We start from the raw sequence: 14,533 nt of genomic DNA, 5'->3' as shown, positions 1-14,533 counted from the left end.
GTATAGAAGAAATGTTCAGAAAAATTTATGTTAGAATTACTAACATTCGGTTGACAGGTGAACTAACATAGCATACAATGTAAATAGTTAATCCAAAGGAGGAACTGAAATGAGTGACAACATTCGAAGAAATACGCCACTTTTCCCAATTGGAATTGTGATGCAGTTAACTGAGTTGTCGGCTCGCCAAATTCGCTACTATGAAGAACATGAATTAGTTGCACCAGTAAGAACAGAGGGAAATCGACGATTATTCTCATTTAACGATGTTGATAAGCTGCTTGAAATCCGTGATCTTATTGAACAAGGTGTAAACTTAGCAGGTGTAAAACAGCTGTTTCATCTTCAAAAGGAGCAAAAAGGGCATAAGCAAGAAGAAAAAGTTGTGGCAGCAACAGCAAAGCCAGAATTAACGGATGATGAATTGCGAAAAATGCTTCGTGCAGAACTTATGCAAGCAGGCCGTTTTAATCGAGCAACTTTAAATCAAGGAGATATGTCCAGGTTCTTTCATTAATAAAGTTATCAATATTTATGCCGTTCGTATATGAGGGGTATAGATTATAAATATTATATAGAGATTTAGGGGAGGATCACACGATGGCAAAGTACACAAAAGAAGATATTTTCCGCAAAGTTCAAGAAGAGAATGTAAAATATATTCGTCTTCAGTTCACTGACATTTTAGGAACAATTAAAAACGTTGAAATTCCAGTAAGTCAATTAGAAAAAGCGTTAGACAACAAAATGATGTTTGACGGTTCTTCTATTGAAGGGTTTGTACGTATTGAAGAATCAGATATGTACCTATTCCCGGACATTGATACATTTGTTATTTTCCCTTGGACATCTGAAAAAGGTAAAGTAGCACGTTTTATTTGTGACATCTACAATGCAGATAGAACTCCGTTTGATGGCGATCCACGTAATAACTTAAAACGTGTGTTAAAAGAGATGGAAGAGTTAGGATTTACTGATTTTAACCTTGGACCTGAGCCAGAGTTCTTCTTATTCAAATTAGACGAAAAAGGCGAACCTACATTAGAATTAAATGATAAAGGTGGCTACTTCGACTTAGCGCCAACTGACCTTGGTGAAAACTGCCGTCGTGACATCGTATTAGAGCTTGAAGAAATGGGCTTTGAAATTGAAGCATCTCACCATGAGGTAGCTCCTGGACAACACGAGATTGACTTCAAATATGCTGCTGCATTAAAAGCTTGTGATGATATCCAAACGTTCAAACTTGTTGTAAAAACAATTGCACGTAAACATGGCTTACATGCTACATTTATGCCAAAACCATTATTTGGTGTGAATGGTTCAGGTATGCACTGTAACGTTTCATTATTTAAAGATGGTCAAAACGCATTTTATGATGAAAACGGTAATCTAGAGCTAAGTGATACTGCTCGTCAATTTATCGCAGGTATCATCAAGCACGCACACAGCTTTACAGCAGTAACAAATCCTACTGTAAACTCTTATAAGCGTCTAGTGCCTGGATATGAGGCTCCTTGTTATGTTGCATGGTCTGCTCGTAACCGTAGCCCATTAATCCGTATCCCAGCTTCTCGCGGCGTAGGAACTCGTGTTGAAGTACGTAGCGTAGACCCAGCTGCTAATCCATATTTAGCAATGGCTGTTCTATTAAAAGCTGGTTTAGATGGAATCAAGAACAACCTTGAAGCTCCAAAACCTATCGATCGTAATATCTATGTAATGACAAAAGAAGAGCGTGTTGAAGAAGGTATCGTAGATTTACCTGCAACATTAGCTCAAGCTTTAGATAGCTTCCAATCAAACGAAGTTATGGTTTCTGCATTAGGTGAACACTTAGCAGAGCACTTCGTTGAAGCGAAAGAAATCGAATGGGATATGTTCCGTACACAAGTTCATCCTTGGGAACGTGACCAATACATGAGCCAATATTAATTCTTAAAGGTCCGAGAGATCGTTTATACGTTCTCTCGGACTTTTTTGTTTTCAAAATGAATAACATTGCGCATATTAAATATTGAACTAAACTGTTCATAAAATAAGTATAGCTGCCTGTCGTACAATTTACGGAAGGCTTTTTGTTGTTTTGTTATATACAGGAAAGAATTTGGTTATATGAATTAAAAAGGATAAGCTTTTTGTCTCATTGAATCTATATGTAAAAGTAGTGTATAACAGATAGAGAGATTGTTTATGTGTTCACTCTGCACTTCAGTATAACTTCAGAGAATTTTCAGCCAGTCGTAGTGTCATTAGAAAATACTGTTGGAGAGGAATGGAATGAAAATGCAAGAAGGAAATTTTTTTAAAGGTTTAGTAATAGGCATATTAATAAGCATTCCAATTTGGATTATTCTCATTGTTATAGGCGTTCTGCTTTTTAAATAGGCCCGTTCTCATAATAGAATAGACAAAACTTTCCTTTTAGTGTATACTTCAAATGAAAATGATAATTATTATCATTTAATCAACGAATCAACACTCTGCATATAGCTGTCACTCCTTGAGAGCTATCCCTATTTATTTAATATTCTGTCTACAACGCAGAATAAACCGCTGCCTTTGAGTAGCGGTTCTTTTTTTTAGTAATTTTCTACTTAGTAGGCTAGTATACGTAGCACTTATTGACCTCATGCATATGTTAGCAATAAGGAGGGACAAGTAATATGAAAAAAATCTATCTTGACGCAGGACATGGTGGGGCAGATGCAGGAGCAGTTGGAGCGAACGGACTGTATGAAAAAAACTTAGTTTTAAAAATTCAACAATATTTAATAAGCTATTTAAATAGCACGTACAGTGATTTTACGATTAAAACCACTCGTACCACAGATGTTTTTTTATCGTTATCTCAGCGCGCTTCTCAAGCTAATTCGTGGGGCGCAGATGCATTTATGTCTATTCACGTAAATGCTGGTGGAGGAACGGGGTACGAAGATTATGTTTATAGAAGCGCTAGCAATGCCAGCAAAACGTTTCAATCGATTGTCCACGGCCAAGTACAGCCAGCGCTGCTGGCGTATAATCATCCGAATCGCGGTCGGAAATCAGCCAATTATGCGGTGCTTCGCTTAACAAATATGCCGGCAGTACTCACTGAAATAGCCTTTATTGATAACCGCACAGATGCAGCACTTCTTCAAAATGAAGCTTTTTTAAAAAGTATGGGTGAATCGTATGCAAAAGGAATTGCCGTCTATTTGAATTTACCTCGTCGTGCAGTTCCAAACCCAAATCCAACACCAACACCGAATCCATCGCCTTCTGAACCGGGTACAAAAACGTATACGATCAAGCAAGGAGATACGCTTTACAGTATTGCACAGAAGTACAGCATAACAGTGCAAGCGCTTCAAGAAGCCAATACAGGGCTTTCTGATCCTCTCACACTACAGGTTGGAAAAACAATTGTTATTCCTTCAGGGACTTCACCAAACCCATCTCCAACACCGTCACCAACTCCACCTTCGGAACAATATCCGCTTCCAAATGGAATTTTAAAACAAGGTGATTCTGGAGAAGCTGTGAAGCAGCTCCAAAAAGCATTAAACGCGGTGAATTTTAAAGTAGGATCAGTAGACGGAATATATGGAGTTCAAACGAAAGATGCAGTAAGGCGTTTTCAGCTTGTGTATCTTCCTTATGATGTGGATGGCATTTATGGTCCTCAAACAAAAAACAAGCTAGCAGCCGTTTTAAAAGCAAAAAGTTAAAGCAAAAAGGTCTTCTGAAAGCGGGCAGAAGGCCTTTTGTTTTGCTGTTAAAAGCGCCTTAAGTACTATTTTATGGTTTACGTAAAATAATGCTTTACAAACCATTTGTACGGGAGTATATTATCTAAGAACAAAGGATAGTTATGAAAGAAACATGTTATTGATCATACCCTTTAACCGAAAATTATATTGACCTGTTATCGCTTAATTCGTCAGAAGTGGGGGACCCAAATTTGTGCATTGTCACTTGGGGTGAATCCTTTTTTAAAGGTAGGGCTACTCTCATAGCCCGAATCCGACAGCTAACCCCATAAGCGTTTTGGAGAGGAGGTTTAAGCTGTGTAAAAACGCTGAGAACCCTTAGTGTTTTTTTTGTGCGCTTTTTTAACATAAAAAGGTATTTTTTAGGAATAATAGCACTTATTCATGAACTTGTAACGGCGCTTAGCAATGGACAGTAAATAGTAGCTAAGCGATCATCGGAGGGAAATTACGTGAACTATTCAGTTCTCAAAAGATTATTGATTGGAAAGCCGCTCAAAACAAAAGAGTTAGGCGATCAAAAGCTTAGTAAGCTTAAAGCACTGGCTATTTTATCATCAGATGCCTTATCTTCAGTGGCTTATGGAACAGAACAAATTTTGATTGTACTTGCAACAGTCGGCGTTCTTGCCTATTGGTATTCGATTCCAATTGCGATTGGGGTATTGGTGCTGCTGACGGCTTTAATTCTTTCATACCGTCAAATTATTTATGCGTATCCGCAAGGCGGAGGAGCTTATATTGTTTCCAAAACCAATTTAGGAGAAAATCCCGGGCTTATCGCTGGGGGATCACTGTTGGTAGATTATATTTTAACAGTTGCTGTGAGTGTTTCAGCAGGAACCGATGCTTTAACTTCGGCTTTTCCAACGCTGCATCATTACAATGTAGTAATTGCGTGTTTGCTGGTGATTTTTATTACCGTCTTAAACTTACGTGGTGTAACAGAATCCGCTTCTGTATTAGCTTATCCGGTTTATTTATTTGTTATTGCTCTTATTTTGTTAATAGCGGTAGGCTTGTTTAAAATAGCGACAGGTCAAGTTTCACCTGAGCTGCATCCCTCTCTCGGTACAGTAGTGCCAGGTATTAGTTTGTTTTTATTATTAAAAGCTTTTTCGTCAGGCTGTTCGGCATTGACAGGTGTAGAAGCCATTTCAAATGCAGTGCCTAACTTTAAAGAGCCAGGTGCAAAAAATGCTGTTCATACATTAATGCTGATGGGCGGTATTTTAGCCGTTTTATTTTCTGGCATCACGTTTTTAGCTTATTGGCTTGGCATTTCTCCAAAAGCAGATGAAACGGTTGTATCACAAATTGCATCGAGTGTGTTTGGACGAAATGGATTTTATTATTTTATTCAAGGCACAACAGCTCTAATTCTAGTGCTAGCGGCGAATACGGGGTTTTCAGCTTTCCCTTTGCTGGCTGTCAACTTATCGTCTGATAAATACATGCCAAGAATGTTTCAAATTCGTGGCGATCGATTAGGCTATTCAAATGGAATTGTGACCCTTGGAATTGCTTCTATTGTCTTAATTGTAGCTTTTAAAGGAGCGACTGAACAATTAATTCCTCTTTATGCAGTCGGGGTGTTTATTCCATTTACGCTTTCTCAAACAGGGATGATTGTCAAATGGGTTAGAGAAAAGCCCGCCGGCTGGCAAGGGAAGCTAGCTATTAACTTAATTGGGGCCCTCATTACCTTAACGGTGCTAATCATTTTGTTTACAACGAAGTTTTCACAAGTATGGTCCGTGCTCATTTTCTTGCCGGTTATTGTCTATATTTTTCATCGCATTCATACGCATTATGAAGCGGTAGGAGAGCAGCTTCGCATTAAGCAAGGAGAAAAGATTGGAAAGCTTGAAGGAAATGTGGTCATTGTTCCTGTAGCAGGAATGACAAAGGTAGTAGAAAATTCATTAAATTATGCACGAACGATTGGCGATACCGTTATTGCAGTGCACGTGGCCTTTGATCGAGAAAGCGAAAAGAGAATGGAAGAGAAGTGGGAGAAGTGGCAGCCTGATATTCGTATTGTTACGTTTCATTCTCAATACCGCAGCTTAGTGCGGCCGCTGTTTCGATTCATCGATATGGCCGAGGAAAAAGCGCGGGAAAACAATATGGCCATTACGGTCGTTATTCCGCAATTCATTACGAAAAAAAGCTGGCAAAATATCCTTCACAATCAGTCCAGTCTGTTGTTAAAAGCACATTTGCTTTACCGTAAAAATGTAATTGTTACAACTGTACCGTACCGTTTTAAAAAATAATGAAACATGACTAAAAACCTCCAACTTGTATGTTGGAGGTTTTTAATTTTTAAATTCACATACACTAACCGTAATCGAATCTCATCAAAGGCGCAAACGGAGGGATTGTATGAGTGAATTAATTAAATTGTTGCGAAAAGGAAATAAATCGGCCATGATGGCCGCTATAGTGAATACCATTATTTCCATTATTAAAGGAATTGCTTTCGCTTTAACAGGGAATGTAGCGATGTTTGCTGAAACGATGCACAGCTTAGGAGATGCAGCTAATCAGTTTTTTGTCTTTATAGGTTCGGCATTAAGTAAAAAAGCCCCGACCAAACGCTTTCCAAATGGTTTCGGCCGATTGGTTAATCTTGTTCTATTAGGAGCGGTTCTTGTAGTAGGGATTATGGCGTTTGAAACGATTAAAGAAGGATATCACCATATTCTTCATCCAACGAAGTCTTCAGGCTTTATTTTAAATATTACAGTACTTGGCATCTCGGTATTGCTTGAGATGTTTGTCTTATTTAAGGCAATGAAAGAAATTTTGCACGATGTCGGAATGAATACCGCAGAGGTCAATGTTTTTACGCAAAGCTTTGTTCATTTAAAGAAAGCAAAGCCAGCAACCAAGCTGGTCTTTATGGAAGATCTGGTAGCTACTGGAGGAGGCGTATTGGCGTTAATAGCCGTTTTCATTTCACGGTTTACACCTTTTCACCAAGCTGAAGGAATTGCTTCTATTTTAATTGGGCTTATGATGTTTTTCGTAGTAGGACGAGTATTTTTAGATAATGCTGCTGGAGCCCTTGGTGAAGCAGATAAAGAAATGGAAATAAAAATTGCCGCGATTGTCATGCAAGATGTACAAGTGCGGGATATTCAAACGTTAATGGTGATGAAAGAAGGAGAAGAGCTTCACGTTGAATTAAAAGTAGAAATTGATCCTTCTTTAACGGTGGCCGAAGCTGATGATATTAAAGATCGTCTGGAAAATCGTATTTTACAGGAAAAAGGAGTAACGGATGTTATTATTGAATTTGATGAAGATGATGGAATTCCGGACTGGGCGCCAAGTGATTTACAGCTTCAAAAAGAATAAAAACAAGGAAGAAAACAACTGTTTTCTTCCTTGTTTTTAGCTATATACTTTTTCACGTACGTTTGGAGAATCTGTTGAAGCTTTCGAAAAGTTAATGGTTTCACGTACAACGTAAATAGGTCTATTTTTACTTTCATCGTAAATTCTTGCGATGTATTGTCCGACTAGACCTAAACCAAGTAGCTGAATACCGCTAAAGAAGGTGATAGCTACCATAATGGAAGTCCAGCCAGGCTGAATATTTTTCCCTATCAGCCAAACAACAATCGAATAACTTAAAACTAAAAGTGATACAAAAACCGATAATAAGCCAATAACCATTACTAAACGCAAAGGCTTCGTTGAAAACCCAATAATTCCATCTGAAGCAAACTTGATCATCTTTTTTAAAGGATATTTTGTTTCACCAGCAAAGCGTTCATCACGCTCATATTCTACATATGTTTGCCTGAAGCCAATCCAAGACATCATTCCTCGTACAAAACGATTGCGTTCAGTCATTTTTTTGAATACATCCGCTACTTTTCGGTCGATAATACGAAAATCTCCCGTGTCTTTAGGGATTTCGATATCAGACATATAATTTAAAAAGCGATAAAAATACTTAGCCGTGGCTAATTTAAAAAAGGTCTCTCCGCTTCGTTTCTTGCGCTTTGCATATACAATTTCATAGCCTTGCTGCCATTTAGCAATTAATTCGGGAATCATTTCTGGCGGATCTTGTAAGTCCGCATCAATAATAACGATAGCATCACCTTGAGCATAATCAATGCCTGCTGTTACGGCAGTTTGGTGCCCGAAATTACGAGCAAAATCAATAACTTTTACGTTAGAATCCATAGCCGCTACGTCTTTCAAGATTTCAATTGTTCGGTCGGTGCTGCCGTCATTGACGAAAATGAATTCATAGTTAATATGATTTTTATGCATGACGGAAAGCAAGCGATTGTAGCATTCATTAGCTACTTCTTCTTCAAAATACATAGGTACCACAATTGAAATTAGTTCTCTCATGCTTTACCTCCTAGCGAGTGATGGTTTGTGTGCTTAAACGTCCATATTTTATTAAGGAAAAAATTGATAAACATTCCTATACAAGTAGACAACAGTTGTCCAATTATTGGATTAGCAGGTGTATAGTGTACAAGAAGGAATAAGCAGCTTGTATTAATTGCTAAAGTAATAAGGTTTACGATGAAAAATTGAGCTAACATCCATTTATGTACAGTTGCTTGAAACACCCACGATTTGTTCCAATAGTAGCTGTTTATGACGCCAATGAAATAAGATAGCACGTTAGCCAATATATAATTCATATCAAAATGAATGAGTGCTAAGTAACTGATAATAGTGAGCAGGGTATTCATTATCCCTACAAATCCGAATTTCAGGAATTTTATCACGGTTGTATAATCCCTTCCATTTAATTTATCTCTTCACATTTTGTCTTGGGTTCATTTTTAGTAAATCGTACTATTAAATAGGATAGAATCACTGAAATACCAAATCCTTCGAGCAGCATAAAGCTTGGAAAAATAAAGAATCGATAGCGAGTTTGAATTTCAATAAGCAAGTGAATAAGAACGTATCCTATGATTAGTAATAAAAACAGTGTATACGGATATTTATCCTGCTTCCTCAGGAATAAACATATAAGGCCAATAATGGAAAGAATAGTAGTTGAAACATAAATGATTCTTTCATAACTTTGAGCAGCACTAATTAATTTCTCTTTATTAAAAGGTACATCTTCTTGAGGAGTTAATGAAATGCTCCAAAATGTAGATGCATCCGTTCCGCCCCACATATTTAGGAATTTAATGTGAAAGAGATCTAAAAGCTGCTCTTTATCTGCTACCCGTTCTTTAATTACCTCTTTTTCTGCTTCAGCTCGTTTTTCTCCAATTGGCATACCCATAAAACGACTAGCATCCTCTGAAGAATAAGAACCGCTTGTTTCGTAATTAAAGCCAATGACGAACTTCCATAAAGGATCTCTGTTACTTAAAGGATATTTAGAAATACCGCTAGCTACAAAAGAATAGTTGATCAGCGCATTTGCAATAAAAAAAGTAGCCAGTATGCCTACGAGGTTTTTTCCTATTTTCTTTCGACGAGCTTTTAACTCAGCAGCATTCTTCGTTTTAATGTAAGGTTGAAGAATTTGCAAGATGAAATAAATGAAAACAGCGACGATAATAATGGGTCCTAGAGGGCGCATTAAATTTCCTAACGACAATAGAAGGCCAATATAAAGCCAGCTAAACTTGTTATGAGCAAATCTTTTTATAATAAGGTAAAAAGCTGCATAAAATAAAAAAGTAGCTAAATGCTGGTTAGTTAACACTGAGCTATAAAGAATGTTCGGAATGTAGAACGCATATAGAAAAGCTGCCATTCTCCCAGCAAGTTCATTAAATACTTTTGCGCCAATTAAATAAATAAAAATAACGGTGCCAGTGGAATAAAAAATATTTAACAATTTTAATATAAAAATATTATCTCCAAAACAGCGAATAATAACAGATTCATAGAATGAAAAGCCTAGCTGATATACCCATGTAGTAAAATAAACGCTTTGGTTAAAGTCATAATTTCCTTTTGCGATATTACGCGCGGCATCTAACATGACAAGAAAGTCAGATTTTACAGGCGTTTGAACAGAAAGCATCCATGCTAGTCGAATACCTAAGGTCAAAACGATCAGTGAAATAAAAAAAACAGTTTTGTTCATGTATCTACTTGCAATAGCTATTAGAAAAATGACAAGGAAAGTGATAAATATTCCTTCAATAATAAATGAATTACTTAAAGCCAAGCCCTTTAATTCCAATGAATTTGTCATCGCACTGTAACTGCCCCATAGAGACCACGTGAGAATAATGACACATAAAAAGATCAGGCTTTTGGATAAAAATGAGTTAAGCATATTACCTCCTGCAAATTATTTCAAAGATAAGGTACAAAATTCCTACCCTATGATACCATATTTTATTATTTTGTATATATTTTTCTTATAGAGTATAATATTAGATTGTTCTGAAATTACAACAGCGGCATAACGTTTGATAAAAGGGTAAGCGGAGTAGGCAGTGATTTAGTAATAGATAAAAGAGGTTGAGAAAAAAGGATTTTAGTCGAAGTGAAAAACGAACCATTAATCACCATGTTTGATTAGTGGTTCGTTATGGTGAACGTAGTTTCATTTGTTTAGTTCCTTCCAGCAGTTGATTGGAGGGCAAGACGAAGACTCCTGCGGGAAAAGCGGAACAGGTGAGACCCCGCAGGAGCGTAAGCGACGAGGAGGCTCATCGGCCGCCCGCGGAAAGCGAAGTCTTGCACGGAAATCAACTGCGGTGTAACAAGCAATCCCTACTAGCTTATTTATTCCATTTGTTCTCCTATAGATTCGCTTGATTTAGTTATGTCTCAATCTCTTCTTTTTTATCATGTGTTTTCTGATGCGAACAGCTTTTATGTTTTAAACCGATCTTTTAATAAATTCCATAGGGAACTCACTCCGAGACTAATGCTGATCAGAATTCCTGATAGAGCTACTATTAAAGCGATATATTCAAAGATAGAAAACTGCTTCATGCTATCCCAATTGATGTTTCCCTTTAGTTTGCTAATAACTAAATTCATTCCGTAAATACCGGAAAGAACCGTATAAATCGTTAAAATTAATAATAAGTAATTGTGACGTTTGGCTGCGATTTTCTCTTGATTTTGGTACAAAGTGCCAAGGGTTTCTTTGACTTCTTGATAAAGAGAATTGATGTGAAAGATTTTTTTAAAAAGCTCAGAAAACTCTTGACCTTCTGTGCGCGAGCTAATTTCTAAAAATAAATATTTACCTGAAAATACGGTAATAGAGCGGATTAGTCGTTCAATGCCCTCTGAATTTTTATGAAACGTGAGCTGAGAATACTCATAAGATAGTTTTAGCAACACGATTTTATAGAAAAAATGTAAAAATAAATTATAGTAATGCTGGCCAAATAGATGATTCATCAAAAGCTGATCCGTTTTAGAGTCTGTCGATTTAGAAATACATGAAAACACATGGTCTGTTATGACGTAATAGGTTTCAGGAGCCCACCTTTCATACACGTGTTTAGTATTATACGTTTTAATATACTCATGATTGTGTGCAGAAATAAACGCTTTCCCGTCAGGCGTATAGCTATTTAGCTGCCCAGTACGAAATAAAGTTGTGGAATTAATTTCTTGCTCTTGATTTACCGTTACATAACTTAACACAAACATCCGTTCATCGATAAAATAAGGAAGGCTCCCAACGTGCTGTTCACGCGTGGCTTCTTTCTTGATGTGTTCGTTCAAAAATGGCGCAAGCTGTGAAAAAATATAATCTTGCACTTTGCTATAGCGATGATGTTCATAGGTAATGGTGGATCCGTGCTCTTCAGCAAGCTTCGGTTCTAATACACGAAAATGATTCATGAATTCTAAAATATCATCATAGGTGTAATGATTATGGCTCATCTCAGTGCGAATGGTCATGACGCCAATTTCAAAAGGACATAAAAAAACATCCACAGACAGCACGTTGCTAGACACGGTGGTGGAGGAAGTGTGTAACGTAATGGTATGGTCTATTTTTTTTGAAAATCGAAGCAGCCCTTCTTTTTCGCACGAGTCAGGGAATAGAATACATTCAATGTAAGGAAGAAAATATTGATCCAGGCTATCATGAGATACGTAATACTGTTCTCCGTAGTATTCTTTTTCTAAATGTTTGTTTTGAATGGAAAAAAAATCGAACAAATTTTCTTTCAGTGCATGAACAAGCTGCTCTTTATTTTTTCGATCAAAGGAAAAAGGAAAAAGAAACATGTTCATTGCTTTGGTAGGTACAATGGTTTGAAATGGTTCTGTTTTCCTTGGTGTATTGGTCATAAATTACATCCTTCTTATGGTCGGTTGTATTTCCTTGTAAGAGTCGCGGAAATGCAGATAGAAAGTAAAAGGTGAAACAAGCTTTACAAAAACCGTTCTACCTGCCTGCGGTGATTCAACGTATCATTTATAATATGCCAATTTTTTTAGAAAACAAACGTAAAAAAAACCAACTAACATCATGATTAGTTGGTTTTACATACAGTGTCTGATTAGTGAATCGTGCGATATACACCAGTTACTTTTCCTAAAATCGTTACGTGGCGAAGAATAATAGGCGCCATCGTTGAATTTTCAGGCTGTAAACGAACGAAATTTTCTTCTTTAAAGAAACGTTTTACCGTTGCTTCGTTGTCCTCGGTCATGGCGACCACAATATCTCCATTATTAGCCGTTTGCTGCTGACGTACGATTACCATATCGCCATCTAGAATACCTGCTTCAATCATACTTTCTCCCATAATCTCAAGCATAAATACATGATCATCTGGAGAAACGAATTTATCTGGAAGAGGGAAATATTCTTCCACATTTTCAACGGCTGTTATAGGAAGACCCGCTGTTACTTTACCGATAACAGGAACATTAATGACATTGCTTTTAGGGATGTTTACTTCATCTAGTTGAAGAACTTCGATTGCTCTTGGTTTTGTTGGATCTCTGCGAATTAACCCTTTGCTTTCTAAACGAGCTAAATGCCCGTGTACAGTGGAGCTAGAGGCTAATCCTACTGCTTCCCCAATCTCGCGAACAGAAGGCGGATAGCCTTTTAATTTTACTTCGTGCTTAATAAAATCTAGTATGTCTTGTTGACGTTTTGATAGCTTCATATTTTTCACCTCGATTTTAGCTATTCTTTAGGTGAATTATACCACGTGATGTGTCAATATACAAACATAAGTTCGAAGAATTCCATTGACAGAAACAAATGTTCTCAATAAAATAAGAACATATATTCTGATAGGGGGATCATAATATGCAACAATTCTTACATTCTATGAAACATTACGCTATTTTTTTTGCAGTTATCGCTGCACTTACATATGTATTGACGCTGGTTTTAGGAGCGGATAAAGTAGATTTAGACAAATATTCAACGGTTACTATTACAAAAGGAGATACGCTTTGGGACTTGTCCAACAAGTATCATAATCACCATCATTTGACCACCAATGAATTTGTCAAATGGGTTGAAGACGTTAATGATTTAAACTCAGATAATGCCCAGTCTTTATCTCCTGGAGATAAATTATATATTCCTGTTTTAAAAAAAGAGTTACATAATCAAGTGGCAATTGAACAGTAGTGTGTAACGGCCGTTCCTGAATATTGTTAGAAGCCGAAAAGGTCGTGATAAAAGTGGACGCCATTATTTATTGCCGTGTCAGTACGGATAAAAAAACCCAAGAAACATCTTTACAGCGCCAGCAAGAAGAATTAAAAAAGCTTGCTGATCTTCACCATCTAGAGGTGAAAAAAGTCGTGATGGAAAAAGCAAGCGGATATGATGTAGACAGAGAGGGTATTTTAGATGTTCTTCATACAATGAAAGAAGAGAAAATATCCGTGCTGCTCATTCAAGACGAAACACGATTAGGCAGAGGAAATGCCCGAATTGCGCTGCTTCATGCTTTTCATAAAGAAAATGCTACCATCTATACGATTAGTCATCAAGGTCAGCTTCAGCTTTCAGAATCTGATTCAATGGTGTTAGATATTATTAGCTTAGTGGAAGAGCATCAGCGGAAATTACATAATGCTAAAATTAAAAGAGGAATGAAAAGAGCCGTAGAAAACGGTTATCGTCCGCAGAAAAATTTAAAAAATCAAGGAGTTAACTCGGGAAGAGAAAAAAAAGAAGCGCCGATTGAAGAAATTGTCCGCCTTCGTCATAACGGCTTAACCTTTGCTGAAATTTCAGTTACGCTAAAAGGTTTTGGTTATAATATTTCAAAAGCGACGGTACATCGCCGCTATCAAGAGTACCAAGAGAGTGCTCAATCTCTTGATAAAACGAAAGAGATTTAGTAAGATGACTACATGTTGCCGGAGCGGTTCGGTAATTTTAATTATTGATTATAAGGAGATAGGTTTTATATGCTATCAAAAGATAAACTTGCTCGTATTAATGCTCTTTCAAAAAAGGCAAAGGCTGAAGGGCTGACAGAATCTGAAGCGAAAGAACAGCAAGAGCTACGTCAGGAATATTTAAAAGTTTTCCGACAATCTATGACAAATCACCTTCATACGATTAAAGTTGTGGACGAAGAAGGTAAAGATGTTACGCCTAAGAAGTTAAAAGAGAGTAAAAAGAAGCGTCTTCACTAAGACGTTCTAGTAAAACTAGAGGGAGTGTTCCCTCTAGTTTTTTGTATATTTTTAATAAGGGGCACAAAAACTGTAAAAGTGGAAATTTTTTTGGTTCAAGTATTGTACAAATAAGCAAATCATTAGTATGATAACATATGTACATAGTTTTGAAAGGAATGAAG

The 14,533-nt window shown here is 37.0% G+C and carries 14 protein-coding genes and 1 riboswitch; of the genes, 9 read left to right on the top strand and 5 right to left on the bottom strand.

Annotated elements, in window-relative coordinates; genetic code table 11:
- The first annotated feature begins 109 nt into the window (after positions 1-109).
- The 5 genes from LJC66_RS20820 (at position 110) to LJC66_RS20800 (ending at position 7,121) form a co-directional block, all read left to right on the top strand.
- Complete coding sequence (locus tag LJC66_RS20820; protein WP_013058786.1) at positions 110-517, top strand: MerR family transcriptional regulator; 408 nt, start codon at positions 110-112, stop codon at positions 515-517.
- Between the two features lie 83 nt (positions 518-600).
- Positions 601-1,935 (top strand): type I glutamate--ammonia ligase, encoded by a 1,335-nt coding sequence (gene glnA, locus LJC66_RS20815; protein ID WP_013084732.1) that lies wholly within the window; start codon positions 601-603, stop codon positions 1,933-1,935.
- A 731-nt stretch (positions 1,936-2,666) separates the two neighbouring features.
- Positions 2,667-3,713, top strand: coding sequence for an N-acetylmuramoyl-L-alanine amidase (locus LJC66_RS20810; protein ID WP_195696011.1), 1,047 nt, complete (start codon positions 2,667-2,669; stop codon positions 3,711-3,713).
- Positions 3,714-3,904: 191 nt separating this feature from the next.
- A riboswitch (cyclic di-AMP (ydaO/yuaA leader) is annotated at positions 3,905-4,045 on the top strand.
- Positions 4,046-4,207: 162 nt separating this feature from the next.
- Positions 4,208-6,034, top strand: coding sequence for an APC family permease (locus LJC66_RS20805; protein WP_230933478.1), 1,827 nt, complete (start codon positions 4,208-4,210; stop codon positions 6,032-6,034).
- 109 nt (positions 6,035-6,143) lie between these two features.
- Positions 6,144-7,121 (top strand): cation diffusion facilitator family transporter, encoded by a 978-nt coding sequence (locus LJC66_RS20800; protein ID WP_195696013.1) that lies wholly within the window; start codon positions 6,144-6,146, stop codon positions 7,119-7,121.
- 36 nt (positions 7,122-7,157) lie between these two features.
- Here LJC66_RS20800 and LJC66_RS20795 read toward each other — a convergent pair whose 3' ends face one another.
- The 3 genes from LJC66_RS20795 to LJC66_RS20785 are packed head-to-tail and all read right to left on the bottom strand — an operon-like array spanning position 7,158 to position 10,050.
- Entirely contained in the window at positions 7,158-8,135 is a 978-nt protein-coding gene (locus tag LJC66_RS20795; RefSeq protein WP_098901231.1) for a glycosyltransferase family 2 protein, read from the bottom strand.
- Entirely contained in the window at positions 8,132-8,524 is a 393-nt protein-coding gene (locus tag LJC66_RS20790; RefSeq protein WP_195696014.1) for a GtrA family protein, read from the bottom strand. The genes LJC66_RS20795 and LJC66_RS20790 overlap by 4 nt, the downstream gene beginning before the upstream one ends.
- A gap of 20 nt (positions 8,525-8,544) precedes the next feature.
- Positions 8,545-10,050: a glycosyltransferase family 39 protein gene (locus LJC66_RS20785; RefSeq protein WP_230933477.1), complete on the bottom strand. Its 1,506-nt coding sequence runs from the start codon at positions 10,048-10,050 to the stop codon at positions 8,545-8,547.
- A gap of 277 nt (positions 10,051-10,327) precedes the next feature.
- On the opposite strand from LJC66_RS20785, the gene LJC66_RS20780 reads away from it, so the two are divergent.
- Complete coding sequence (locus LJC66_RS20780; RefSeq protein WP_165592289.1) at positions 10,328-10,483, top strand: hypothetical protein; 156 nt, start codon at positions 10,328-10,330, stop codon at positions 10,481-10,483.
- A gap of 112 nt (positions 10,484-10,595) precedes the next feature.
- Here the strand turns inward: LJC66_RS20780 and LJC66_RS20775 are convergent, their stop codons facing one another.
- Together LJC66_RS20775 and lexA are read right to left on the bottom strand one after the other, a co-directional pair.
- Positions 10,596-12,041 (bottom strand): magnesium transporter CorA family protein, encoded by a 1,446-nt coding sequence (locus LJC66_RS20775; RefSeq protein ID WP_230933476.1) that lies wholly within the window; start codon positions 12,039-12,041, stop codon positions 10,596-10,598.
- A 212-nt stretch (positions 12,042-12,253) separates the two neighbouring features.
- Entirely contained in the window at positions 12,254-12,871 is a 618-nt protein-coding gene (lexA, locus tag LJC66_RS20770; RefSeq protein WP_013058778.1) for a transcriptional repressor LexA, read from the bottom strand.
- 146 nt (positions 12,872-13,017) lie between these two features.
- Between lexA and yneA the strand changes: the two genes are divergently transcribed.
- The 3 genes from yneA to LJC66_RS20755 all read left to right on the top strand — a co-directional run bounded on the left by yneA (position 13,018) and on the right by LJC66_RS20755 (position 14,369).
- The gene (gene yneA / locus LJC66_RS20765; RefSeq protein WP_195696017.1) at positions 13,018-13,347 is read left to right on the top strand and encodes a cell division suppressor protein YneA; all 330 of its coding nucleotides are present in this window, start codon (positions 13,018-13,020) and stop codon (positions 13,345-13,347) included.
- A 53-nt stretch (positions 13,348-13,400) separates the two neighbouring features.
- Complete coding sequence (locus LJC66_RS20760) at positions 13,401-14,069, top strand: YneB family resolvase-like protein (RefSeq protein WP_230933475.1); 669 nt, start codon at positions 13,401-13,403, stop codon at positions 14,067-14,069.
- Between the two features lie 69 nt (positions 14,070-14,138).
- Entirely contained in the window at positions 14,139-14,369 is a 231-nt protein-coding gene (locus LJC66_RS20755; protein WP_013058775.1) for a DUF896 domain-containing protein, read from the top strand.
- Positions 14,370-14,533: the final 164 nt, after the last annotated feature.

Source organism: Priestia sp. TSO9 (assembly GCF_021029645.1).
Classification (GTDB): Bacteria; Bacillota; Bacilli; order Bacillales; family Bacillaceae_H; genus Priestia; species Priestia megaterium_E.
Note: the sequence above shows the minus strand (reverse complement) of the source record. Positions and strands in the feature narration are given on the sequence as shown.